The organism is Butyricicoccus pullicaecorum, from assembly GCF_002160355.1.
Classification (GTDB): domain Bacteria; phylum Bacillota; class Clostridia; order Oscillospirales; family Butyricicoccaceae; genus Butyricicoccus; species Butyricicoccus pullicaecorum.
Genome location: NZ_NFKK01000004.1, coordinates 144,840 through 168,765, shown reverse-complemented (window position 1 = coordinate 168,765; position 23,926 = coordinate 144,840). Strand labels below are relative to the sequence as shown.

Sequence of the window (23,926 nt, the reverse complement as noted above, 5' to 3'; positions counted from 1 at the left end):
TTCCATCGATCACCGCTCAAGGGGGATAGTCTCTTTTGGTTCAGTTTTCCGCGATCGACAGCACGATCTTGGCAAATTCCGCCCGCGTAAAGGCGTCGGACGGACGCAGACCGTTCTCATCGCCCTGCACAAGTCCGGCTCTGACACAAATCGCTGCCGCGCGGCGGCGGTTTGCCGGCACGCGCTCGGCGTCCGGGAAGTGCGAAATGTTACTCATAACCTCGTTCGCGCTCATCTCCGTGCCCGCGCGTCCCTGATAGGTCAGCACGTTCGCCAAAAGCTGCATCGCGTCCGCGCGCGTCATCACCGCGTCCGGGTCGAACCAGTACACGTCGAAGCCGTCCAGCAGTCCGGCCTCGTACACCGCGCCCAGCTCGCCCGCGTACCACTTGCTCGCGTCTACACCCGGCATCGTGCCGTCGGGCAGCTCCAAAACGCGCGCCACGGTCGCGCAGACCTCGCTCGTCAAAATCGGACTTTCCGGACGGAAGCCGCGCTCGTCGCCCGTCATCAGTCCCTTGGACGAGACCTCGGCCACGTAGTCAAACGCCCAGTGACTATACGGCACATCGGCGTACACCGTGCCCGTAAAACCGGTCAGCGCACGGTAGCACGCGCCGTCAAAGTTGATCGCCTCGGCCAGCTGGTCGAAGGTCAGGTGCATGCTCTCGGTGTACGGCTGCGCCGTGCCCGTCGCCGGGTAGTCACGGAAAAATGTCACGCCGTCCTTGTCCATGCGCGGCGAGCCATAGTACGGTGCACTCTGCGGCAGCAGCTTGCTCGTGACCTCCAGCAGCTTGTCGTTAAACAGGTCCTTGTCGGCTGTGTAGCGTGCGCCCGTGTTCAAATCCAGACCGATCGACGTGTCCCAGATGGTCGCCGCCTCGCCCAGGTCGCTCACGCCGCTCGCCCATACCACCAGCACGTCGCCTTCCACCGACATGCCGTAGGTCGCGGTCAGTGCAATGCGTCCGGACTGGCCGCTCGGCCCTGCCGTGAAAAATGCGCGGATGCTGTCGTTGATGCGCGTCTGCACCGCCTCGTTCTTCATCCCGCTCAGGCGCGGGTACTCGATGTGCCAGCCGTATTCGGTGCCGTCCTCCTGCATGCCCAGATACTTCTCGTAGGTCTCGGTCGTCACGTGAATGCCGCCCTCGAGATCGTATGCGCGTACATTATTATATAAGGTACGGCCATTGTAAATGTTGATGTACTGGGTCGTGCCGTCCTTGTACACCTTGGCGACCGTCTCCGCGACGATCTCCGGTGTCTCAATGCCCGACACCGTCTTTTTCAGACTGCCCGACGCATTGAAGAACACCACGTCGCCGTTCGCTGTTCCGTGCCACGAAATGCCGTACCGGAAGGTCTGGAAACCGCCCGCGTAGGTGTCTGTACGGTAAACTTCCTTGCCGTTATGGTCGATGACCGACGCGCCCGCGTCCACGCCGCGTACAGCGTACAGGCCGTCACCCATATAGCTCATATACGGGTAGGTCGGCTTGACTGCCTCGGTGCCGACCACGGTCAGCAGTCCCCAGTCAGTGCCCACGCGCGCCATCGCGCGGTCTTCGTGGAACGGTAAAATCTCATCATACGAATAACTGGTCGCAAAGCGCATGTCCTCGACCGAGTACAGCGCGTACTTGTCGGCACGGTTATACAAGATGATGACGCAGTCATTATAAATGGTCAGCGTCGCCGGGTCTGCACCCGCAGGCAGCGCCGCCAGTTCCCGGCCGTCGGTGCCGATCAAATGGCAGTTGCCCTGCAAGTCGCGCACCAGCGCGCGGCCACCCGAAAACTGTCCGGCTTCCAGATACACCGGTGCAATGACCGACGTACCGCTCAGGTCGACGTATCCGTATCGTGCATCCTTTCCCTCTCCGGTCTTGACGCACACGCGCTCATTGACCGGAAAACCAATCGCGCCCGGATATTCACCGATGCGCGTGCCCGAAGCAGTGAAAAAGATCGTGCGGTCGGTATACCGAAAGGCTGCGATGCTGTTTTCGTACTCGATCGACTGCGGTGCAGTCTGCCAGCCGGTCAGCACCTTGCCCTGTGCGTCGATCAGTGCCGCCCGTCCGGCGTCATCATACACCGCCGCAACGCCCGACTCGTCAAACGGTTCGGCCGCCGCGTACATACACTCAATCACAACCTTGCCCGTTCCGTCCATATAGCCCCAGCGCTCTACGCCGTCTATACCGGTCTTGGGCACGGCAAACAGAGAACCCGCCGGTGCTGCCGCCAGCGCTGTACCAACCGTCACAAGCGCAAGCGCACAGAAAAATACCACGATGCGGGATATTTTGCGCAGCATAGAAATGAACACCTCCATTTGCAGATTTTATGCTTATCTCCAGTATAACGAACGCACATCAAATGGACAATAGGACGGTGGCAAATGAAATATATTTGTAAAAAAAGTCGCCAAACCGGAAATTTTTCCCGGGTTATTGGCGGGAAGTCTGAGCGCGGGAATAGAAAAAGGACACCCCGAAGGGTGTCCTTTTGGATTGGTGCAATAAACTATACAGTTTCTCGCTTACGGATTCTGATCAATCGTCAGGCCGCTGTACTGCAGGTTATCAACCATTGCATTACCATTGACATTCAGAGTAACAGCAGTAATCTGAGCGTCAGCAGCTGCATTCAGAGTCAGAACAATCGGATTTGCAGAGCTATTGATTGCATCAACAGTGCTTGCAGAGCCGCCACCAGTAATGGTGTGGCTACCAGCAGTGCTGTTCAGCGTCAGCAGAGCAACCTGCTCGGTGGTCAGCTGCTGGCCCTTGTACGACAGGGTGATAGACAGCTTCTTGTTCTTATCGCCAGTTGCAGTGTTATCCAGTGCAAAGGTAGCGGTAATCTCGGTTGCGGTCAGCTTCTTCGGGGTAACCTCAACGGATGCCTCGACAGCCTTCGCGCCATCCCAGTAACCAACCTTAAAGGTATCCTTGGTGGTATTGGTGGTCGGGGTGCCCTTTACGGTAACCTTGCCATCCTTAACCTCAACGGTGATACCGTCCTTGGTAGCGGAGGTAGTGCTGGTGTGCTGATCGATGGTATTCTCAGCAACTACAATCTTAGTATTTGCCGGTACGCCAGCCAGATCAACAGAGTACTCTTCGTTTACAGTATCCAGCATGGTTGCGTCAGTGATGGACTTGCTTGCTGCGCCTGCCAGCTTGACAGAAGCGCCGCCGTTTGCGATAACGTCCAGCTTACCAACTTCCTTGCCGTCAACCAGGATCGAGTAGGTCTTGCCTGCGGTCAGGCCAGTTGCCTTGTATACGCCATTGTTGCCAGCTGCAACGGAAACGCCGGATACGTCAAAGCCCTGTGCATCCTTGAAGGTGATGCCGGTGACATTGCTTACTGCGTTGTTGCCGTCTGCCAGGGTGAAGAAGGTTGCGCCACTTGCATCCTGTACAGAGCCGCCTACTGCCTCGGTGGTTGCGTCAGCCATCGGCTTTACGGTGTTAACCTTCAGAGCGTCAGCAGCCTGAACGGTCAGAACGAAGGAACCGTTGTAGTCCTTGCCGTCGATGGTGTAGGTGTAAGAAACGGTGTACTTGCCTGCTGCAACATCACGAGTCAGGTCGATCTTGATCTCGTTGGTGCTCTGTGCGTTTGCAGTGATGCCGTTTACGCTGCCGCCGTTGACCTTAACGTCCTTAACAGCAGTTACGGTCTGGCCTGCCGGAGCAGTAACGGTCAGGGTCTTGCTCTCGCCAGCCTTCATGGTCTGGTCGCCCAGGTTGCTGACAGCCTTGTCAACCTCACCCAGAGTGCCGTCGAATGCGAATGCTGCAACGATGTCGCCGCCGATCTTGCGAGCCAGGTCAGCTACCTGATAGGTATCAGCAGTGTCGAACTTGTCGTTGATGTAGGAGTTGATCAGGACGGAGTCAGACTCAGCCTTGATGCTCGGGGTGCCGTCGAAGCCATTGGTAACAGCCAGCATCTGGTTGTCGTACTTGTCATCATGACGGGTCGGACGGCCGCTGATGGAGTAGTACTGTACATCCTTCGCCAGATCCAGATCGGAAACGTTCAGGCGGCCAACAGAGTACAGGTTCTTGTTGTTGTAGAAGTAAGCATCCTGGTTGCCGAATGCAACGTTGCCGTTCTTCACGCTGGTGATGATGCGGCGGGATACCTCGTAGTAGTGGCCAACAACCTTGTTGCTGCCATCCTGATCCATGAAGGTAACAGCGGTCAGCTTGCCATCGCCATCGGTGGTGATTTCAGCGTAAGCGCCATTCTTCTTGAGGTAGTCGGACAGCTTCGCGCCACCGAACAGGGTGTTGTTAACGGTAGAGGTCGGGCTGGACAGGCTCTCGTCCTTCTTGCTGGTCTTGTTGTAAGCCTCAACGATATCGTCGAAGTCCTTCTTCTCTGCGGAAGACAGGGTGTCAACCTTGCCGTTGTAAGCAACGTCGATGGATACGACCTTGTTCTTGTCGTAGGATACGCTGGTAACCAGACCAACCTTGGTGGAAGCGTCGTTGAACTTGTTAAAGTTCTCAACACCCAGAATTGCAGCAGAAGCCTCGCCGTTCTTGTCAACGTTTGCGATGAAACGTGCACCGTCGGTACCGTTGGTATCCTTGACATCCTTCAGCCAGCTGTCTGCATTCTGAGTCAGGTAAGCAGTTCCGGTGGTGTTGTTGCCGTTGCGGATATCCGGGATGTCGGACTTCTTAACAGCCATTACATTGTCAGAATCTACCTTCAGATCGCTGCCAGAGCCGGAGATGTAGCCCTGAGTAACTGCGAAGACAACCTTTGCGCCTTCCAGAGATGCAACGTAGTTGTCGCTGCTGTCCTTCAGACGGTCAGAGCTCTTGTTGTAAGAGTAGTTCTTGTCGTGCTTTGCTTCCTTAACAGAGATCATGGACTCCATCTTGGTAACAACGCCGTCGCCGTCGGTCCAGTACTTGTATACGTTACCAACAACCAGCTTCTCGTCCCAAGTACGATCGGACTTGTTGTAACCGGTAGACTTGTCGTTCTTGCTGTCGATCTTGAGGTCGGAAGCGAACTTCACGTCCTTCTTAACCGAGTTGTCTGCCAGCAGGATGTCTGCAACAGCCAGGCTGCGGTCGCCGGTCTTATCGGAACCGTCCTTGGTGTCCAGAATCATCATGTAGTTGGAGGACTCCTTCGCGTAGTCCGCGTAAACGATGAAGCCGTTACGGTCGGTCCACAGGTTGAACTCGGTGCCCAGCTCCTCGTCGTCGAAATCGCCGTAGGTGGTCGGGTTTGCCGGAACAATAACGTCGCCCTCGTTCTTATTCTGCGCAATCTTCATAACGTCGCCGTCGAAGGTCAGCTGCAGCGTATCCTTGGTGGAAACCTTATCCAGCTCGTGAGAGTTTGCCTCAACCTTCTTGATGGTTGCGGTGACAACCTCGCACTTCTCGCTCTTGACGTAAGAAGTCTTGTAGGTAACTTCGATCACGTCGCCGTCCTTCAGACCTTCCGGAGCTTCATACTTGATCTTGTAATCGCTCTTCTCGTTCAGGTCGTCCAGCTTCCAGGTTGCGGTAACCTCATCGGTGCTGGTCTCCTCGGATTTCTTGTCGGAGTTCTTGGCGGACATGGTGGAAACGGTCAGACGCTTGGAGTTGACAGACTCTACCTTGTAGTAGTTTGCCTGAGAAACAACTACCCAGTCGATGTCACCGTCAGAGTTCCAGTCCATCAGCTTGTACTGTGCACCGTTGCGAACGTTCAGTGCCTCTTCTACCTTCTTGTCCGAGGTGGTCTCAACGCCGTTGAAGGACTCCTTGGTCAGGTAGGTGGTCAGGCCGGTCTTGGTGGTGTTTGCCTTTGCCAGATTCTTTGCATTTGCTGCAACAGACTTCAGATCCAGCTTGCTCTCGCCCAGCTCGATGGTGCCGTTGGTGGACTTGGAATCAGCCTTGGAAGAATCATACTCGTAAGCGGTCTGGCCCTTAACGGTCTTAGCAGCCTTGATGGTCCAGTTGTCGGAGAAGACAAACTTGCCTTCGCCCTTCTCCCAGGTCGGCTGGCCGTGCTTGCCCTGGCCCCACAGCTCTACTTCGTAGCCGGTGATTGCCGCAACATCGCCCTCGTACTTGAAGGAGTACGGAACGTACTTGGTGCCGTTGGAAGAATTTCGGCCGGACTCGTAGATCTCGGTCTCGTCGTCAGCGATCGGGTAAGCCAGGATGTTGCCTTCCTTCTGCTTGTCAGCGCCAACAACGACCCAGGTATGAGCCTTGCAGTTGGTCAGGGTAGCGGTCTCGTCGTCCTTACCGGTGTAAGTACCAACGCCTGCACGGTTGAGGCCCCAAACGGACTCAGCCAGGGTCGGGTACTGCTCAACAGAGGTACCATGTGCAGTGTTGACCAGCTTCGCGCCGCGTGCGTAGTCGGTGAACAGAGCGTTGTAGATGACCTGTGCATCCTCACCGCGCAGTGCGTCGGTGTTTGCTACCATCTTAACGCCGTCCAGCAGGCCGATCGCCTGTGCGTTGGACATGTAAGAGAACGGATAGTTCTGCTTCATGTCAGCGGTCTCGTAACCCATTGCGCGAACGACCATGGTAACGAACTCAGCGTCAGTGATTGCACGGTCGGGCTCGAACTTGTTGTTGCCAACACCAACAACAATGCCGTTGATGTAGCAGTAGCCGATTGCGGAGTCCTTCCAGGAGCCCTTTGCAACGTCGACGAAGGACTGTGCGCCAACGTACTGAGAAACGTTCGGATCACCGGTCATCAGACGAGCGATCATTGCGCAAGCCTCTGCACGGGTGATGGTGTCATCGGGATGATACTTGCCATCGTCCTTACCCTGGATAACGCCCAGATCGGACAGCATGGTGATCGCCTCGGAGTAATCGGAGCCAGCCTTGACATCCTCGAACACCTTAGCGCCGGCGAACATGCTGAAAGTGCATGCGAAAGCCAGAACCATGGCAAGAACCTTTTTCAGATTCTTCATAGGAATATTTCCTCCTTTTTGGTCGTTGGGGGGCAGCGGCCCCGCCTCTTGTATGGCAGTATCATACCAGAGAGATTTTATCTTTTCAATATTTACAGACAATGTGTAACATAACCGTAATCATTTGTCATTTATTGTGTGTATTTTATTACAAAAATCTATTTTAAACCGTTTATTTGTTCTAATTTTATACCATTTGTATTCTGATATGGATAGTTATAACAGCGAATTTATGATAACGAGTGTCACAAAAAAAGACAGCCGCCCGCTCGCGTCGGACGACTGTCTGCATATACTATTATATTTTCGTACTTTTAACTTTTGTTATTCCAGGTTTTCGGCTTCCTTGAGCCAGACCTCGCTCACCGCGTCAGACGGCATGCGCCAGTCGCCTCTGGGCGACAGGGTGACCGTACCGACCTTGGGGCCGTCGGGCAGGCAGGAGCGCTTGAACTGCTGGGCGAAGAAGCGGCGGATGAATGTGACGAGCCACTTCTTGACCGTCGCACGGCTGTGCACACCCTCGAAGGCGCGGCAGGCGATGCGGTAGAGCTTGCGCGGCGGGTAGCCGAAGCGCAGCATATAATAGAGGAAGAAGTCGTGCAGCTCGTAGGGGCCGACCAATTCCTCGGTCTTCTGGCTGATCTCGCCGTCCTTGGGCGGTAGCAGCTCGGGCGATACCGGCGTGCCCAGCACGTCGAGCAGGATCTCGCGCAGACCGTCGGGTGCACGGGATGCCTCGAAGGAGGTCAGGTAGCGCACGAGCGTCTTGGGGATGGAGGCGTTGACGCCGTACATGGACATGTGGTCGCCGTTATAGGTCGCCCAGCCGAGTGCCAGCTCGGACAGGTCGCCCGTACCGATGACCAGACCGCCCATCTTGTTTGCGATGTCCATTAAGATATAGGTGCGCTGGCGTGCCTGTGCGTTCTCAAAGGTAACATCCAGCGTGTCCGGGTCGTGACCGATGTCGGCAAAGTGCTGGGTGACGGCTGCCTTGATGTCCACGCATCGCAGGCTGGTGCCGTAGGCCTCGGCCAGCTGTTCGGCGTTGGACTTGGTGCGGCGGGTGGTGCCGAAGCAGGGCATGGTGACCGTCTGGATGTTGCTGCGCGGCCAGCCGAGCAGATCGAAGGCGTGCACGGTGACAATCAAAGCAAGGGTGGAATCCAGACCGCCCGACAGACCGATGACCGCGGACTTGGCGCGGGTGTGGCGCAGACGGGTTGCCAGACCGACCGCCTGCAAGTGCAGAATCTCCTCGCAGCGCGCAGCCAGATCACTCTGGTCGGCGGGTACGAAGGGAGTCTGGGCAAAGACACGGGTCAGCTGGGTCTCGCGCAGGGGCAGGTCGAAGTAAATGTCGGTCATGCGGGTCTGCGACTGACCAAAGGTGTTCATGCGGCGGCGCTCGTGGGCGATGCGTCCGAGGTCAAGCTCGGTCGTAATCAGGCCGGTGGTGAAGCGCTCGGACTCGGCCAGCATGGTGCCGTTTTCGCAGATGAGGTTATGACCGGCAAAGACCAAATCCTGGGTGGACTCGCCGAGGCCTGCATCGGCGTACAGATAACCGCAGGCCAGACGCGCCGACTGACCGGTCACCAGCTGACGGCGGTACGCCGCCTTGCCGATGAGCTCGTCGGAAGCCGACAGGTTGACGATGACGGTCGCACCCGCCTCTGCCAGCTGGCCGGACGGCGGTGCGGGAACCCAGAGGTCTTCGCAGATCTCGCAGCCGATGACCAGGCTGGGCATGGTGCGGCAGCGGAACAGCAGATCGACTCCAAGGGGTACCTGCTGACCACACAGGGTGACCGTGCGGGTCACCATACCAGCGCCCGAGGTGAAGTGGCGCGCCTCGTAGAATTCGCTGTAATTGGGAATGTTCTGCTTGGGCACGAGGCCGAGCAGCTGGCCGCGGCAGCAGATCGCGGCACAGTTATAGAGTGCGTTGTCTACCTGAATGGGCAGGCCGACGGCGATGACCATGGGCGAGCGTGCCGAGTGCTCGAGGATACGGGTCAGACCGTCCTCGGCGGCGCGCAGCAGGGCTTCCTGTAAGAACAGGTCGCCGCAGGTGTAGCCGGTCAGTACCAGCTCGGGGAAAACGCACAGCGAGACACCGGCGTCCATGGCTTCTCCCATGAGCTCGATGACGCGGGCGGTATTATAAGCACAGTCGGCGACGCGGATGCGCGGGGTAGCGGCGGCGACCTTCAAAAAACCATCTTTCATGTTGTTCCTCCTTCAGATTGACCTGAATGCCTACCTATATTATATAGGCGGCGCGGGCGATGCGCAAGGAAAGCTTACCCATTGCCCTGCCCCATGAGGGCTTCGACCGCGCGCAGTACCTCATCGCGCGAGGCTGCGTCCGGTCTGTCCTGAAAGGCCTTGACCTGACGGAAAACAAGTTCGGTCTCGACGGCCTGCGCCATGCGTGCAGCGCTCTCGCGCACGGCAGTCAGCTCGTCTTGGGTCAGACGACCCAGCATCTGTTCGAGTTTGTGATTGAGTGCAGCATACTGTGCGGCAAGCTCGCTCATCTCCTGCCGCACGGCTGCGCTCATCTCCACTCTGGGCGGCAGACTGTCCCGCACCGTCTGGGACGGACGGGGCGCAGCCTGTGCGCTGGTCGCCTCGCCGTCGAGCGCGGACACGTCTACACCAAAGTAGGACGCGACGCGCTTTTTGGTGGCGAGGGACACCGAAATGACCCCATTTTCCCACTGGGAAATCAGACTGCGGGACACACCGGTCTGACGGCTCAGCTCCTGCTGGGTCAGTCCGGCCTGTTCGCGCAGCGTTTTGAGCCGTCCGGCTCCGCTGGACTCATACACGTTCTGTTCCTCCTGCGTTCGTTTTGTGTTCCGGTTTTGTTCTCCCCTATCATACCGGATTTGACAAAACTTGTCAATGTTCTGACATTCCGTTTGACATTTTTTGACTTTCATTTGACATGTGTTTAAACATTGTCAAATGTTCTATCTGAACATGTCAGAACAAATGTCAGCCCGAACCAAACAGGTTTTTGACGTGTACGCACGATTTCAGATGGTTTTTGTCGGTCAGGAACGGAGAAACCGGTCGGATCTTGTATCCGTTTTTCCGGTGTTCTCCCCTTCCCTGCCGTCCCGGTCAGTCGATGTTCAGGCCATCGCGTGACCGGTCTTTTTGTGTCATATTGTGACTTTTTCTACAGATTTCGACTGTACACAGCCTGTTTTGCTCCCGCTTTGTGCCGCGTCCGCCTACCGCACATCACAGGTCATACAGACCGGCGCGGTCGTTGATGACCAGCGCATTGAGCAGGGTGTCGTTGAGCGGCAAGGTGCCGTCCTCCTGCCGTCTGAGGTAATTTTTTGCCAGCAAATAGCGGACGGTGTCCCGACCCCATTCGGGTACCTCGTCGAGTGTGCGGTACTGTGCTTCCATCGCGTTTTCTCTCCTTTCGGTTGTTACTGACCCAGCTTGCGCAGGGCTGCGGCGCGCAGCGAGCGCGCGGTCTCCTTGTCAATACCGGCTGCCTTGAGCATCTGGTCGGTGGGCATGACTCCGGCATTCAGGAACGCCATCGCACGGGTGTACGCCTGCTTTTCAGCCGACTGCGCCGCCGACTGGCTGAGCTTGTCGTAATCGTAGGTGCGGTCGTACCAGTCCTGCGCGGCGGTCTGCTCGCGATCGAGCACGTCCTGATACTGGTTGTAGGCGAAGTCCCGCTCGTCCTTGTAGATCGCGTAATCCTGCGCCAGACGGTCGGTCTGACGGTCGTAGGCCGCAGCCGACAGACCGGCCAGGGTCTCGATCTCACCGAGCAGGCTGTTCTGCTCGGACTGGTACATCTGCCACGCCAGCTGGTACAGCTCGGGCACGACATCGCCCACCTTGCTGTTGTAATAATCCCGCGCCTGCGAGGCTGCCGCGACGGCTGCCGTGCTTGCCTGCCCACCGGTCAGCGCTGCCGCTTCTCCGAGGGTGTTCTTTGCCGCACGGTCGCCCTCTCTGCGGTAGGTGTCGCGGTAGGACTGGAATACCGGGTCGGATTCCGGGTCATAGGAAAAGGGCTCACGGGACTCCAGACGGCTCAGAGCGCTTTCCAGACGCTCGGCATAGGGATCGGTATACGATGCCGTACCGCCGCTCACAGCGCCCGTCTGTGCGCCCGTATTGTACAGACCACCGAAGGTACTGTTGCGGTTGATGTAATCGCGTGCGGCGGTGTAGTACGCGTCGTAGGCGTATTGCTCGTGACCGGGCTCAGAGGTCGCCTTGTTGACGCGCTGGCGCAGCACACTTTCGACCTCGGCAGCACTGGCACCGGCCTGCATCATACGGCGCAGGCGATCGGCATAGTCGACCGAGGGATCGTAACTTTGGTAAGCCATAAAAAGAAATTTCCTCCTTTGTGGATTGATTGGGATGAGTCAGCACCGCACCCCTTACTGAAAGTTTCGCCAGCCTTTTCAAAGGCTGCGGGTTCTCAGGGCAGAGCCCTGAGTCGCGGCTCGCAAGCCGCGAAATCCCCTTTTGAAACCCGGTGTCCGACCCGGGTTTCAACAAAACTCTCGTTTCAAAGCGCGTCCGCAGACGCGCAAAGCTTTTCGCTCGCTCCGGCGAGCGATAAAAACGAAAGTTAAGTTGATTTTCCCTTGCGGGGGACGGGGAAATCAAAAGGGGAATTCCGCCGTCTGCGGACGGCGGCCAGCCTGCGCGGCTGGATCGCGCCGGGCCGCAGGCCCGGACCCGCTTGTCGCCTACGGGCGGGAATAGATACGGTGCTATGGTTTTTTACACCACCTTCTCACTTCCGCGATAGATGCCATCTGCGCGGAAGTAATAATCCACGCCGCCTGCACGCAGCTGGATATAATCATCGGCTTTCATGTAGATATGCCCCTGATATCCGGCTTCGAGTGCCAGCTGGGCATCGGCCTGGATGCGGATATTATTGCCGTAACGGCTCTCGATGAACAGGTCGGGGTAAGTACCCGAATAGACCTCGATCGCGCCGACGATGTTCTCCATCGCAACGTCGCCGTTGTAGAAATACAATGCGCCGACGCCGTCGGATGCGACGTGCAGGTCGCCGGTGGTGATGTTATTGCCATTGATGACGCTTTCACCCTCGCGTTCGAGGGCGCGGAAGGTAACCATACCGGTGAAGTCGAAGCCGTCGACGGTCTGCTGAAGGCTGGAGTATTTGCCGTTTAAGTCCTCGACGCGGGTCTCGATCTTGTTGGCGGTGACATTGATCGAGGTCAGACCCATTTCGGTGTTGTAGACGCGGGCGGCGAGGGAATCTGCGGTCTGGGTGAGGGTGGACAAATTGCCCTCAGCCGACTCGACGCGGGTGGTCAGGCCGTCGGCGGTCTGCATGACGGCGGACAGATCGCCCTCGGCGTTTTCCACGCGGGTGAGAATGCCCTGCGCGGTCTGCTGGATCTGGGACAGGTTGCCCTGTGCGTCCTGCATCTCGCGGTTTAGTGTGTCCAGTCCCTGCACGTTGTCCTCGTCCAGATTCATGAGCACAAAGCGCAGCATTTCGGTGAGCGACGTGGTGTAGTCATGCAGTTTTTTGACCGTCGCGGGCAGGTCATTGGGGTCGTATTTGGGCAGCGCGTCTGTGGTTAAGACTGCCATGAGAAAATCACTCCTTTCGGGTTTACAGATCGTCCGGGCCGTCGGGGTGCAGAATGCGCACGATCGATTGCAGGGTCACGTCTCCCCTGCCGGTCACGCGCAGCCAGAACTGCATGCCGCGCACGGCGGGTACGGGGATGCGCGCTCTGCCGTCATGCAGTCTCCCGCTCGCCCAGACCGGCATCCAGTCGCCGCGCTCGGTGCGCACGGCACAAGCCAGCGTACACTCGCCCACGCAGTCAGCCAGGATGGTCAGACCGGTCAGCACGGCAGGTGAAGTCTGGCGGAAGGGGCCGAACACGGCGGCAAAGTCGGTGTTTTTGCGGTCGGTGCCGGTCTTCCAAAGTGCCGTTTCTTCTGCCAGATACCGTGCCCCGTCGTGGCAGGCAAACTGCACGGCTTTCCGGCTGTCCACGGGCAAAAAGGCGGCCTGTTCGATGTCGTAGACCAAGGTCTCCGGCTGACCGTTTCGCAGGCCGGACAGCCACAGTTTGTGACCGTCCTCGCCCATGCACATGTCGGTGTATCCGGCATCGCCCAGCGGTGCGCTCAGGCGGTCGGGGATGCCGCCGCCGTAGGCCATCAGGCCATCGCGTGCCCACCAGTAAACGGTCTCCCCGACGTTGCGGATGGCGCGTTCGCACCCGGCCTGCACGCCCGGAATGCTGCTTACCTGCACCTGAAAATTGGACGGCTTCGCGCCGTAGATCTTGTGCACGCAGTTTTCCTTGAAGCACAGCACATGACTGGACGCCGCCGCAATGCCGGTGAACGCGCCGTCGGTGCCGACCTCGGCCTCAAACGCATCGGTTGCCAAACCCTCGTACACCATCCAGTTGAGCGGGTCGCCGAGCACCGAGCAGCACACGGCATTGTCATGCACGCCCCACAGGCGGTTGTCCTTTTCGCAGACAAAGTCGAGGTCGGGCACCTTGCGGGTGACGATGATCGCACTCTCAGTACCCGCGGTAAAGCATCCCTCGGAGAAAATCAGGGTATTGCCGTCGATCTCGCGCACGACGGCGGTCTTGTTGTTTTCCGGGTAGCGGGTGCACTTTTCGATGGTCACGCCGTCCCCGACCGAAAAGCCCTTGGTCGTGGTCAGTTCGAGCGAATCGTCGGTGAAGGTCGCACCGCCGACCACGCGCGCTTCCATGTTCTGCAAGCCGCCGCTCTCGCCCAGCGTCAGATACTGCTTTTCGGGGAACAGGAACAGGCGCTTGCCCAGCACGACCATCTGATGTTTTTCATCGCGCACGCCGCCCTTGTTGACGCCGTCGACGTACAGATTGCCGCCGCTCGTCCAGATGAGACAGCCGCAGGCCGAAAGCAGGTCGGTGCACGCGGTCAGATCCTGAACTTTCTCGTCGGTCGGACAGACGCGCAGGGCGGGCAGCGCGTCGGTGGACAGGTGCAGACCGTCGCGCACCGCACCGGCAGAGGCGCGGTCACGGCGATCCAGACCGGAAAAGCTGTCCGTGCGGGTGCGCGCGGGAGACGTACCCGAAAGGTAGGGGTAATCAGCCATAGGCGACCACCTCCGCGCCGCGCGGGGGCAGGTTTTCGCGTCGATGTGCCCGTGCCCAAGTCTCGTACAGGCCGTTATAGAGCGCAAGTTCTGCGTTGTAGCGGTCGTATACGCCATCCATCTGCGCGAGCAGGGCGGCGGCGAAATGGACGTACGCCATGTCGTAGGGCGCGGGGATGGACAGGGCACCGTCGGGTGCTTCGGTCAGCGGCTGCTGACCGAGCACTTCCGCGCGGGCGATATTTTCGGCTTGCAGGACGAGCGGGAGCGCCTCGTCGTCGCCGTGGGCGGTGGGCCAGCGGCGTGCGAGCTGCTCGAGTGCCTGCTGCATGGTCATCTGACCGCCTCCCCTCGCTCGTGCGCACGACGCATCATGGACTCTGCGAGCTTGTCCTGCTCAGCCGAGTCGGCCAGGGCGCGTGCAAACATCGGACGCACCTTGACCGGTACGCCGCGCTTAATCAGGCAGCTCTCACCGTTGACGCAGACGAACACATCGTCCTGATAGCGGTCGCCGTCGGCAAACAGGGTGATCTCAACGAGCTCTTCTTCCTTCTGGTTGGCTTTGTTCATGGGTCAGTCTCCTCCCTTTTGTGTGTCGCTTTTATTTTGCAGGATTTTAAAAATCTTCCTGCATCCTGTTATTCATCTTTCGGATAAATATTCCGAAATCACTCGCCGGTAAACGTGGACGTGGTCTCGATGCGCACCATGTACGCCTCCTGTAAGCGGACAGCGGCCTTGGTTGCCTTCCAAGCGACCGACGCGCGCTGATCGAGCGGATCGGACGCGCCGCCCGAGCCCAGCTGCTTGACGATGAGCGTCAGACCGCCGCCCTCGATCTCGGTGGTACCATAGGCGTTGTCGCCCAGAATCAGAGTGGCGTACACGTCACGGCCATCCGCGCCCGCACCATCGAACACCTTGGCCTCGGAGGTCTCGACAAAGCGGACGTTCTCGATCTTGCCGATCTCGCCCTCGTAGATGCCGTCAGGGTCGGAATAGGACTTGACGTTCACCCACTTGGGGTCACTCATCAGGTCGTAGGCGACATCGGGGTGGATGATGCCGATGAAGCTGTCGCCGATCGGCTCGGCATCCTGCTTTTTGAGCGTGCGCACGGCGCGGCGGACAGCATCGACGGTCAGATAGTGGTTGCCCTCGGCCTTGCCGCCGACCAGCTGGTTTCTCTCGGTGACCTGACCTTCGGCGTACTGCACATTGGTGCCGCCAGCCAGCACCTCGCGGGTGATGGCGTCCAGCGTCTTGCCGGCCTGTGCGCCCAGCTGCTTGGCCGCAATGACCAGATTGTTGTCGATGGCGGTCAGCACAACCATATCGGACAGCTCGACATAGCCGCCGTACTGCTGCACGGGAGCCTCGACGGTGGAGATGGTCAGCTGCTGACTTTCCGGGGTCACGCCCTCGGTCAGCGGCGTGGTGGACACGGGCAGCGGGCTGACCTTGCGGAACTCGATGGTCTTGCCGCGGCCTGCCGGGATGGGACGCTTCTGGCCGAACTGATCGTGCACCAGCTTAGGCATCGAGCAGTCGATCAGATAGTCGTCGTAGTAGGTCTTGATCTCGTCCGGCATGGTCTCGGTGGTGTTGATGGCGAACAGCTGATAATCAAACTTAAAGGACATAGATGTTTCTCCTTTCGTGTGGAACATGAATTTTTTACAGCGTGATGCGCTCACCGCGCAGGGCACGGCGTGCGATTTCGGCGCGGGACTTGGGGTCGGACGCACCGTAATGCATGGGCAGACCGGCCTGCGGGGCGGCGCCGCTCTCGCGGGGACGGCGTGACAGCGCAGCCATGCGGACGGCGGTGCGCACGGCGGCTTCGCGTGCGATGTCGGCCTGGATGTCGTCGAGGTGGACGGCTTCATAGGCGCGGCATACGCTCATGGGACGCTTGGGGTCGGTGAGCAGACGGACGAAGTCGGGGTTTTGCAGCTCCCGCTCGAGCGACATGGCGGGATAACGCCGCTTGGCCTCGGCTTCCTGCGCCTGCCAGACCTTGTACTGCGCACGCACGAGCGCATCGTGCACGGTCTGGCGCACACGCTCGTCGGGCTGCTCGCCCGGACGAACCGGGTCGACTACCGTACGCATGGAGTCAGCGCCCGGACGCAGCCCCTCGCCTGTCGGACGGTCACCCGCTGCCAGACGCACGGGCAGCGCGGTCTTTCCCGTTTCATCGGACACGCCCTGCTGCTTGGCACGCGCCTGACGCAGCGCGCGGCGCACAGCGATGGCGACTTCGCGGTTGAATTCCGGTCGGAATTCGCCCTGAATGAGGGCGCGGAAGCGGCGCTCGCGGGACGGGTCGGATTTTACGGACTGTTTCAAACGGATTCCTCCTCTCGATCGGCACAGAAATACCCTTCGGTGCGCATCTGGATGTAGTTTGGATAGGTGTTTTGCAGCTGCGCCAGACCGATGACGGCGGCGTAGAACAGCACGTCGGTGGCACCGCTGGCGGCACAGGTGATGCGCGCGTCACCGGGCTGGAGCTTGGCATGAAAGCCGCGGCAGTCGAAGGCAGCGAGGGCACCGGCCAGGGTATTGACCAGTGTGCTGACGGCGGCGCAGACGATGTCCTGTCCGCGGTTATCGTAGCCGGCGTGACCGGCAACATGCAGGGCGCAGCGGTCGTCCCGCCTGCCCGCGAAAATCATAATCATGGTGTTTCACCCTCCCCTGCCCGACTTGCGGACGTGCCTGTTTTTGGAATGAGCTGTTGGGCGACCGTGAGCGGTGCGCCCTGTTTGGTGGTCGATGTCGTGCCCTGCGGATCGACCGCTGATTGCTGGACACCGGCCTGCGCGGCGATGCGCTTTTTGACGGTCTCGATGCCGTCGAAGTCCATCATTTCGAGCGCAATCAGCGCCTGACCGGCCAGATCGGGACGGAAAAAGCCCAGCCGATAGAGTTCTTTGGCCTGCTCGTTGCGGCTCATCTGGGTAAAGGGACTTGCCTTCTGTGCGCGCACCTGAATGTCGAAGGCGACGTGGCGATCGCGCCGCGCCAGACCGCCGAGGGTCAGGAATACCGGCTTGCCGTCCTCGCCGGTGATGCGCACGGCGCGGCTGTCGTCGTAGAACTGACGAATGAGCTCGATGACCAACGTGCACACCTGTGTGAAAGCGCGGTAGCTGCCCTTGATGAGGTCACGGCTGAGCTTGCTGCCCGCCTCCTGCAAAGCAGCGATGGCCGAGGCCGCGGTGACACCGGAGTTGGTGCCGCCCTGGGCAAAATCGCGGTTGCCGCTGGTCTCCTTAAGTTCCTCGACCTTATTTTGCAGGTGGTTCGCGATGAACGCGGGCAGCGGTTCGACCTCAATCTGCCGCAGATCATCGGGGTCAAGCCTGCCGGTGACGTGGACGAAATCGCGGGTAAAGTCGGCGAATTCCTGCTCGTTGACACCGCACGCATCGCGATAGAACCAGCGCGGCCGACCGGCAAGACGGGCGTTGTTTAAGATGATCGCGTCCAGCTGGTCGATGTACCCCTGCGTGCCCTTCATCAGATCGACATAGCCGAACCCGGCCGGGCTGTCCTCGAGGGGAAAGAGTACGTCGAGCACAAAGGGATACTGTCCGTGATCGTAAAGCCCCTGGCTCATAAACATTTGTTCGTTTTCAGAGGCGTAAAGCACGGTCGAACCGACGAACTTACAGAAATGCACGATGGTCTTGCCGTTCGGCAGACGTTTTTTGTAGTACCAGTCCACGACCTGCGACTTGCCCGAGCGGTCGAGCACATCCTCGGGAATGCGCTGGTTTACGCTGTCCACGGGCGCGCGCAGCTTGCCGCGCAAAGCCGGATAGGCCGCGTCGAGCAGGTCGTTGTCGCACTGGGTGACCAGGAACAGATTGCGGCTGTCCTGAATGTCGCGCACGCCGGGCTCCCAGAAGAGATTTAAGAGATCGACCGCCGTGACCCGTACGTCACCCCGTCCGTCCTCGGCTTCAGGGTCCCAGAAGACACCGTAACACGCCGTACCGTGACGCAGTTTTGGGTAGGCATTGCGCGAGTATAAACCCTCGAAGTCCGACCGCTCCAGAATGACCGGCAGAATGCGTGATAGGGTTTTGGCATCCTGCATATCCGACGGCTCACGGGGGAGGACGTCAGGCGCAGGGTAGTTGTCCATCATGTCGCCGTGCTTGCCGAGTAAGCTGTTGAGCAGCCAGCCGGATGCCGGCGCAGGCTCACCGGGACGGACGGATGCACCGTGACGTAAGCGATACCATCGCTCATCTTCGAGAATGCGGCGGTCGAGCGATTGTTTGCCGCGCCGGTAGGCCTCGAGTAAATCGGCTGCGCGTTGGACTTCGGCCTTGCCGATCACGTGTTTTTTGGATTGCACGAAAGAAAGAACCTCCTTTTTAATAAAGAATCACCGCACCCCTTACTGAAAGTTTCGCCAGCCTTTTCAAAGGCTGCGGGTTCTCAGGGCAGCGCCCTGAGTCGCGTCCCGCAGGACGCGAAATCCCCTATTGAAACCCGGTGTCCGACCCGGGTTTCAACAAAACTCTCGTTTCAAAGCGCCGCCCGCAGGCGGCAAGACTCCCCTGCGGCCATTGGCCGCTCATGGAAAACCAACCTGCGGTTGGTTTTCCCCTGCCGTTCCCCGCCCACGCGGTGCAGCTCAGTCCACGCGGCAGCAGATGCAGCTGCGGTTTTGGGAATCCGTTCCGCAGGGAACGGATTCCCCATGAGCGCGCCTGGCGCGCAGAGTATTTCGCTCGCTGCGGCGAGCGATAAAAACGAAAGTTAAGTTGATTTCCCCTTGCGGGGGACGGGGAAATCAAAAGGGGTATTTCGCGCTCTGCGGAGCGCGCCTCAGGGCTCTGCCCTGAGAACCCGCAAACCTTTGAAAAGGTTTGATCCAAACTTCATTTCGCCTGCGGGCGGGAATGGGTGCGCTGCTGATCGATTCACTGCGAAAACTCCATCACAACATACCGCATTTCATCATAAATATGATCTTCCATCGACGTATTGACGTCCTCAACATTGGTCGAATCATACACAAGTGCAGGCACGGTGCGGATAAAGTGCCGGCAGGTATGGAACACGGTCAGGCCGGGGATGCCGTTGTGGTCGAACGCGAGTCGATGATGCACCTGCATTTTACCCGCGATTCTGGCGTTATCGCCGCGATCGAAGAACACGCCCTCGCGTTCCATCATCTGTGCGACGCTTTCGCCGCGGCTTTCATCGAAGATGGAGGGGTCAGCCACGCCGCGCACGGTGCGGCCTTTGATATTGGGGTCGTCCTGTTCGATTTGTTTGATTTCGCGTGCGATGCGAGCGGGTTCCCAGCGAACGCCCTCGTTTGGCGTGCCGGTGCAGCCGTAAAGTTCGCGGATGCGGCATAGAGCGCCGTCCGGGCTGATGGCCCACCAGCCGACTGAGAACGGACGGGAGTAGCCGAAGTCGAAGCCGCGGACGATGCGCCAGTTTTTGGGGATGGGGAACGGGTCGACGACGTGGGTGTAGCGGCGATCGGCGTAGTGCGCCGGGTCAGCACGCCACTCGGAAAAGACCTGACCGGCGAACGCGTCCCAGTCACCGTAGAGCAACGCACGTTTGTCCGCATCGGGCAGGGCTGCCAGGCGAGCAGCGTAAGCAGGGTCGTTTTTGAGTAGGATTTGGTTGTCAAAAACCGTACTGGGAACGAAAATTCGGCTGCGTTTTGCGTTGAGCACGGCACCGTCGGGCGTGAGCATGCTCACATCTTCCCAGATCGTCTGCATGGGCGGTGCCGGGGTCAAAAACCGTGCTTTGACCCATCCGTGACCGATGCCGCCGGGGTTTGCCGAAGCCCGCAAATAGACGCGCGTACCCGGACCGGACGCGCGGTTTCGCGAGAGCAGATAGAGGTATTCGTCCTGGGTAAAGTGGGTCAGCTCGTCGAACGCGATGTAGTCGTAGGCGCGGCCTTGGTATTTAAAACGGTCGTTTGTGTGCTGCATCGCGCCGAAACTGATCTTCGCGCCCGACGGGAAACGCCACTCGTGCCGGGCTTCACTCCACTGCGCAGCGGGAAACGCGCCGCGGTAGTATCGCTGGGACTTGTCGATGAGCTCGGACAGCTCGGGGTAAGTTTTTCTGAGGATGAGTGCGCGGTAGTGCGGGATCTGCACCTGCCGCAGCGCCTCAACCACCAGCGCTTCACTCTTACCGCCGCCCGCCGCGCCGCCGTACAGTGCCTCGTCCTCAAAGCGGGAGAGGAAGATTTCCTGCCGCTTCTGCGGGCTCCAGAGCACCACGTTTTACGCCTCCTTTCGATGGTTTTCCGTTTTGCATAATTATGCTAAAGAATCGGCATGCATGAAATTTGTAACATAATGTCCTGCAAAAACGGGAAAACACGGGAAATGTGTGATTTTGGAAAACCGGGTCAGGATTCGGTTTCGGGTGGCATGGGCTGGGGCAGTTCGATGACGCCGCCCTCGGCTTCGCCGTCCTGCGCGGCGGGTTCTCCGCCCCAGGCGCGGGGCATCCGGTTTTTGAGCCAGAACTGCTGTGCGGTGGTGGACGGGGAATCATAGACTTCCTCGGTTCCCTGTACGATCTCCTCGTACTCGCGCAGTTTCTTGCCGGTCTGATCGTCGTACTCGACGCGCTTGACCTTAAACAGCTTGCTGACCGGCCGCACGCCGCCGACCGCACTGCGGAAGAGCGCCTGTTCGACTGCTGCGTCCTGCCGGCGATTGGCCATCAGGTTTCACCTCCTGTCGCAAAGTGTTCGAACTTGTGTTCGTTGTTAATAGCATAACATGGTTTTATGACACCGTCTATCCGGCGTATGTCTGAGATTTTTGTCCACAGGGTGTGGAAGCGGTGTCGAACGGTGTCGCGGTGCAGGGACAAAAAAACGACCGAACGCGCGGTTTTTCCACAGCTTTTTTCGGTCGTAAGCGAGCCCATCCACAGCCCTGTGCATATTTCCGTCTTTGTCCCCCAAAAACCGACCGGTGTCAGATTTTGGGGCAAAATGTCTTGTGTAGTGTTTGGTTTGACGCCGTCGTTTGCCGTCGTAAGACTGTCCGCTGTGTCGAAGGTGCTCGAACATTTGTTTGAAAAATATCTGGACAATGGGCGATCTATGCGTTATCATGTAGATATCCCAAAGAAACGGAGGGCCTGCGATGAAACCCGTCAAACCGACCGCGGCTGTGCCGCCGCAAAACCTGGCTGCTTTGCAAGCGGTCATCGGCACACGCAATGCGCGGAAGTTGTGCCGAGCGTTCGGCGGCTCTACGCTGTACATCCCCAAGCTGGAGGGCGTTGACCGACCGAGCCGCAACCGGCAGATCCGGCAGGACGCGGCGCACGGGGCAACGGTAACGCAGCTGTGCGCGACCTATCACCTGTCCGAGCGGCAGGTGCGTCGGATCTTGTCCGTCCGTCCGCCCAAAGATTTTTGGAGCGAACCGTGGTGACCGGCGGTTGCATAACCGCCGCACCGCGCATAGGATACCAATGAAAAAAGGAGTGATCTAGTTATGTGTGGAATTGCCGGAACGATTGATTTTACCCGTGACGTGCGCGAACTCAGCGATTTACCCGGACGTATGGCGCAGGCGCTGACGCGCCGCGGACCGGATGCCGAAGGTGTGTATCAGGATGCATGTGCGCTGCTGGTACACCGCCGCCTGATCGTGGTCGACCCCGAAGGCGGCAGCCAGCCGATGACCAGCCCGGACGGGAATACAGTCTTAGTATATAACGGAGAGTTATATAATACTGACGAACTGCGTCGAGCGCTGACCGATCTTGGTCATCGTTTTCGCGGACATTCGGACACCGAGGTGGTGCTGCACGCCTACCTTGCCTGGGGATGCAAAGCCTTTGGGAAGCTCAACGGCATTTACGCCTTTGCGATCTGGGAGAAGGACAAACGGCGTTTGACGCTGTGCCGCGACCGGTTGGGGGTAAAACCACTATTTTACGCGCGCCGGGGCAAGATGTTGGTGTTCGGGTCGGAGCAGAAAGCCATCCTGTGCCACCCGGAAATGCGCGCCCAGCTGGACGAAGACGGCCTGCGCAGCATCCTGCTTTTGGGGCCTGCACGACCGCCATTTTCGGGCGTGTTCCACGGGATTCGATCGGTCACACCGGGACAGTATCTGGTGTTCGACGAGAGCGGACTTGATTACCAGCTGTATTGGAAGCTGACCGCGAAGGAGCACACCGAAACCCTTGACCAAACCATCGAACACACCCGTTTTCTCATCGAGGACGCGGCAAAACGACAGCTGGTGTCCGACGTGCCGCTGTGTACCTTCCTGTCGGGCGGTCTGGACTCGTCCATCCTGTCCATGCTCGCCGCGCGGGAGATGAAGAACAAGGGCGAGACCCTGCACACCTTCTCGGTGGACTACCGGGACAATGAGAAGTACTTTACAAAGAGTATTTTTCAGCCAAATTCCGACAGTGCGTATATTCAGACCATGGTGGACGCCATCGGTTCGACGCACCACACGGTCGTGCTCGAACAGGACGAACTGGCACGGGCACTGCTGGACGCCACCGAAGCGCGCGACCTGCCGGGCATGGCGGACGTGGACTCTTCCCTGCTGCTGTTCTGCAAGGCCGTGAAGGACGCAGGATTCACCGTGTGCCAGTCGGGCGAGTGCGCCGACGAGCTGTTCGGCGGCTATCCGTGGTACCACCGCGAGGAGATCCTGTTCGAGGATTGCTTCCCCTGGTCGCGCTCCACCGCCCTCAGACAGTCGCTGCTGCACGATGGCCTCATCCGCGACGGCGAGGAGTTTGTACGCGCACATTACGCCTGCACCTGCCAGTCGGCACCCAAGCTGGATTCCGATAGTCCCAAGGATGCGCGCATGCGTGAAATGTTCGTGCTCAACCTGCAATGGTTCATGGCAACCCTGCTCGACCGCAAAGACCGCACGAGCATGTATTCAGGCTTGGAGGTGCGTGTCCCGTTCTGCGATCATCGCATCGTGGAGTATGCCTATAATATGCCGTGGAGCATGAAGGCACTGGACGGACGCGAAAAGGGCATCGTGCGCAAGGCGTTCGAAAACGACCTGCCCGAGGAAATCACCTGGCGCAAAAAGAGTCCCTATCCCAAGACCTTCTCCCCTGTTTATACCCAAATTGTCGCGGACGCATTGCGCGAGAAGATGCACGATAAAACGTCCATCCTGCCGCAGTTCTTCCGCTGGGATGTTCTGGAGGATTTGATGGAACACCCGAACGACCTGCCCGAGCCGTGGTATGGTCAGCTCATGCGCACGCCGCAGATTTTCGCGTATCTGCTGCAAATCGACCATTGGTTCCGTACTTATGACGTGGAATTGATTTGACGCGAATTGTTCTGTTCTGATTTTTTTGTTCTGAGAAAAAAATAATATTTTGATTTGCTTTGTTTTGCGCAGCATGGAACACCGTGCTGTTTTTTTTTTGCGCTGAAACGGATAGCACCGAACCAATCCCGCCCGCAGGCGACAATCGGGTCCGGGTCTGCGACCCGGCGCGGTCCAGCCGCGCAGGCTGGCCGGACTCCGCAGAGTCCGGAATCTCCTTTTGATTTTCGCCTTGCGAAAATCAACTAAACTAAACAAAAAGCGCGACCCGCAGGTCGCGCAATACTTTCGCGCACAAAGTGCGCTCATGGAAAAGACCGTCCTTTCGGTCGGTCTTTCCCTATTTTTAAGTTTGGGTTGAAACCCGGGTCGAACACCGGGTTTCAATGGGGGATTTCGCCATCTGCGGATGGCGCC

18 protein-coding genes are annotated in these 23,926 nt (G+C 58.8%); 2 read left to right on the top strand and 16 right to left on the bottom strand.

The window, feature by feature from the left end; genetic code table 11:
• Positions 1 to 40: 40 nt before the first annotated feature.
• The 16 genes from B5F17_RS05320 to B5F17_RS05250 form a co-directional block, all read right to left on the bottom strand.
• Complete coding sequence (locus tag B5F17_RS05320; RefSeq protein ID WP_162608088.1) at positions 41 to 2,326, bottom strand: S-layer homology domain-containing protein; 2,286 nt, start codon at positions 2,324 to 2,326, stop codon at positions 41 to 43.
• A gap of 225 nt (positions 2,327 to 2,551) precedes the next feature.
• Positions 2,552 to 6,985 carry an S-layer homology domain-containing protein gene (locus B5F17_RS05315; protein ID WP_087371601.1) on the bottom strand — a complete coding sequence of 1,478 codons (4,434 nt, stop codon included), beginning with the start codon at positions 6,983 to 6,985 and terminating at the stop codon, positions 2,552 to 2,554.
• 324 nt (positions 6,986 to 7,309) lie between these two features.
• Positions 7,310 to 9,220 (bottom strand): NAD(+) synthase, encoded by a 1,911-nt coding sequence (locus B5F17_RS05310; RefSeq protein ID WP_087371598.1) that lies wholly within the window; start codon positions 9,218 to 9,220, stop codon positions 7,310 to 7,312.
• 74 nt (positions 9,221 to 9,294) lie between these two features.
• Entirely contained in the window at positions 9,295 to 9,825 is a 531-nt protein-coding gene (locus tag B5F17_RS05305; protein ID WP_206396702.1) for a type II toxin-antitoxin system RelB family anti-toxin, read from the bottom strand.
• A gap of 421 nt (positions 9,826 to 10,246) precedes the next feature.
• Entirely contained in the window at positions 10,247 to 10,420 is a 174-nt protein-coding gene (locus B5F17_RS14810) for a hypothetical protein (protein WP_016148833.1), read from the bottom strand.
• A 23-nt stretch (positions 10,421 to 10,443) separates the two neighbouring features.
• The gene (locus B5F17_RS05300) at positions 10,444 to 11,370 is read right to left on the bottom strand and encodes a hypothetical protein (RefSeq protein ID WP_087371592.1); all 927 of its coding nucleotides are present in this window, start codon (positions 11,368 to 11,370) and stop codon (positions 10,444 to 10,446) included.
• A 403-nt stretch (positions 11,371 to 11,773) separates the two neighbouring features.
• Entirely contained in the window at positions 11,774 to 12,625 is an 852-nt protein-coding gene (locus tag B5F17_RS05295) for a gp58-like family protein (protein WP_087371589.1), read from the bottom strand.
• Positions 12,626 to 12,647: 22 nt separating this feature from the next.
• A complete protein-coding gene (locus B5F17_RS05290; RefSeq protein ID WP_087371586.1) occupies positions 12,648 to 14,153 on the bottom strand; it encodes a hypothetical protein in 1,506 nt (501 codons plus the stop codon).
• Complete coding sequence (locus B5F17_RS05285) at positions 14,146 to 14,490, bottom strand: hypothetical protein (RefSeq protein ID WP_087371583.1); 345 nt, start codon at positions 14,488 to 14,490, stop codon at positions 14,146 to 14,148. The genes B5F17_RS05290 and B5F17_RS05285 overlap by 8 nt, the downstream gene beginning before the upstream one ends.
• Positions 14,487 to 14,726, bottom strand: coding sequence for a hypothetical protein (locus tag B5F17_RS05280; protein WP_087371580.1), 240 nt, complete (start codon positions 14,724 to 14,726; stop codon positions 14,487 to 14,489). The genes B5F17_RS05285 and B5F17_RS05280 overlap by 4 nt, the downstream gene beginning before the upstream one ends.
• 98 nt (positions 14,727 to 14,824) lie before the next feature.
• A complete protein-coding gene (locus B5F17_RS05275) occupies positions 14,825 to 15,799 on the bottom strand; it encodes a N4-gp56 family major capsid protein (protein WP_087371577.1) in 975 nt (324 codons plus the stop codon).
• A 34-nt stretch (positions 15,800 to 15,833) separates the two neighbouring features.
• Positions 15,834 to 16,508 carry a hypothetical protein gene (locus B5F17_RS05270; protein WP_087371574.1) on the bottom strand — a complete coding sequence of 225 codons (675 nt, stop codon included), beginning with the start codon at positions 16,506 to 16,508 and terminating at the stop codon, positions 15,834 to 15,836.
• Positions 16,505 to 16,843 carry a ribosomal-processing cysteine protease Prp gene (locus B5F17_RS05265; RefSeq protein WP_016148841.1) on the bottom strand — a complete coding sequence of 113 codons (339 nt, stop codon included), beginning with the start codon at positions 16,841 to 16,843 and terminating at the stop codon, positions 16,505 to 16,507. Before B5F17_RS05265 ends, B5F17_RS05270 begins: the two co-directional genes overlap by 4 nt.
• Complete coding sequence (locus tag B5F17_RS05260; protein ID WP_087371571.1) at positions 16,840 to 18,531, bottom strand: portal protein; 1,692 nt, start codon at positions 18,529 to 18,531, stop codon at positions 16,840 to 16,842. The genes B5F17_RS05265 and B5F17_RS05260 overlap by 4 nt, the downstream gene beginning before the upstream one ends.
• A 571-nt stretch (positions 18,532 to 19,102) precedes the next feature.
• Positions 19,103 to 20,440 (bottom strand): terminase large subunit domain-containing protein, encoded by a 1,338-nt coding sequence (locus B5F17_RS05255; protein ID WP_087371568.1) that lies wholly within the window; start codon positions 20,438 to 20,440, stop codon positions 19,103 to 19,105.
• Between the two features lie 131 nt (positions 20,441 to 20,571).
• A complete protein-coding gene (locus B5F17_RS05250) occupies positions 20,572 to 20,892 on the bottom strand; it encodes a hypothetical protein (RefSeq protein ID WP_087371565.1) in 321 nt (106 codons plus the stop codon).
• Positions 20,893 to 21,322: 430 nt separating this feature from the next.
• On the opposite strand from B5F17_RS05250, the gene B5F17_RS05245 reads away from it, so the two are divergent.
• The gene (locus B5F17_RS05245; protein ID WP_087371562.1) at positions 21,323 to 21,616 is read left to right on the top strand and encodes a Mor transcription activator family protein; all 294 of its coding nucleotides are present in this window, start codon (positions 21,323 to 21,325) and stop codon (positions 21,614 to 21,616) included.
• A gap of 63 nt (positions 21,617 to 21,679) precedes the next feature.
• On the top strand, positions 21,680 to 23,509 hold the full coding sequence (asnB, locus tag B5F17_RS05240; protein WP_087371559.1) for an asparagine synthase (glutamine-hydrolyzing): 1,830 nt from the start codon (positions 21,680 to 21,682) through the stop codon (positions 23,507 to 23,509).
• Positions 23,510 to 23,926 lie beyond the last annotated feature (417 nt).